Origin of the sequence: Mycobacterium mantenii, from assembly GCF_001667865.1 — a bacterium.
In the GTDB taxonomy this organism is placed as follows: Bacteria; Actinomycetota; Actinomycetes; order Mycobacteriales; family Mycobacteriaceae; genus Mycobacterium; species Mycobacterium mantenii_A.
Genome location: NZ_LZJP01000035.1, coordinates 1 through 1,689 on the forward strand (window position 1 = coordinate 1; position 1,689 = coordinate 1,689).

Sequence of the window (1,689 nt, forward strand, 5' to 3'; positions counted from 1 at the left end):
TGCCTCGAACACCGCACGCACCGAAAGGCCTTCATCCACAGCGGCATTGATGGCCGCGATCAGCCGCATCGCCGACAACGAATCGCCACCCAACTCGAAAAACGAGTCGTCGACCCCGACCCGCTCGACCCCCAGCACCTGCGCATAGATCCCGGCCAGGATCTCCTCGACCGCACTGCCCGGGGCCCGATACGCCTCCGCGCTGTATTCCGGTGCCGGCAGCGCGCGCTTGTCGAGTTTGCCGTTGATGGTCATCGGCAGCGCCTCCAACGCCACCACCGCCGCCGGGACCATATAGGCCGGGAGCCGCTCAGCCAGCTGCGCGCGCACCTTGGCCGGATCGGCAGTCCCGGTCACATAGGCCACCAAACGCTTATCACCGGGACGGTCCTCGCGGGCCACCGCCACCGCCTGCTCTATACCGTCGAGGTCGGCCAATGCCGCCCGCACCTCGCCCAACTCGATGCGATACCCGCGGATCTTGACCTGCTCATCAGCACGCCCCAGATACCGCAGCTGCCCATCAGAACCCCACCGCACCAAATCCCCGGTGCGATACATCCGCACTCCGGCCCCACCGAACGGACACGCCACAAAGCGCGACCCAGTCAAGCCCGGACGGCGCACGTAACCAAAGCTCACCCCGGCACCGGCCAGATACAACTCCCCCACCACCCCAGCCGGCACCGGCCGCAACCATCCATCCAGCACGAAGAAGGCCGCCCCCGCTACGGGCGAGCCGATTGGTGGCACTCCTGCTCCCGGTGTCAACGGCGCACTGATCGCCGGGTACCACGTCTCGGTCGGGCCGTAGGCGTTGATCATCACCCGCCCGGTAGCCCACCGGTCCACCAACTCGGCCGGGCACGCCTCACCGGCCACCACCAACGCCGTCGATTCCAACCCCTGCGGCGACAACATTCCCGCGGCAGAAGGGGTCTGGCTCAACACATTGACCCGTTGGTCGACCAGTAACGCGTGAAGGTCTTCCGGTGAGCGCGCCACCGTTTCGGGCACCACGACCAGCCGCCCGCCGCGCAGCAGCGCGCCGAAAATCTCCCATACCGAGACATCGAAGACCAACGAATGCCACTGGGACCACACGCCCGCGCGCGGCAGGCCCCCATTCAGTGATGTCAGCAGCTGCGTGACGTTGTGGTGCTTGACCGCAACCCCTTTGGGGACACCGGTGGTCCCGGAGGTGTAGATCAGGTAGGCGATATCGTCCGGATGCGGCGGTGGTAGGGCCGTGCTGGGGTGTGCGTCAACGACGGGGTCGTCGACGTCGATCACCACCAGGTCATCTCCGTCGAGCCGCCCGGCCAGGTCCGCGGTGGTGATGGCGGCGACAGGCGCGGCATCGGTCAGCATGAACCCGATCCGCGTCGACGGCGACGCTGGGTCGATTGGTAGGTACGCCGCCCCGGTTTTGAGTACCGCCAGAATCGCCACGACAGCCTGTGCTGAGCGCTCCAACAAAAGCGCCACACAGTTACCGTGGTTCGCCCCGTGAGTGGAAAGCAAGTGCGCCAACCGGTTTGAGGACTCATCGAGCTCGCGATAGGTCAGCGAGTAGCCCTCGAAGGTCAGCGCGATCGACTCGGGTGAGCGTGCCACCTGCGCGGCGAACAATTCCGGGATCGATACCCGTGCGGGTGCGGGCTGGGTCAACACCGCCCGATTGCCCCA

General features: G+C 66.5%; 1 protein-coding gene. It reads right to left on the reverse strand.

Annotated elements, in window-relative coordinates; translation table 11 throughout:
- The coding region (locus A5688_RS05905) for a non-ribosomal peptide synthetase (protein WP_120312482.1) at nucleotides 1-1,689 on the reverse strand (1,689 nt) is incomplete at both ends.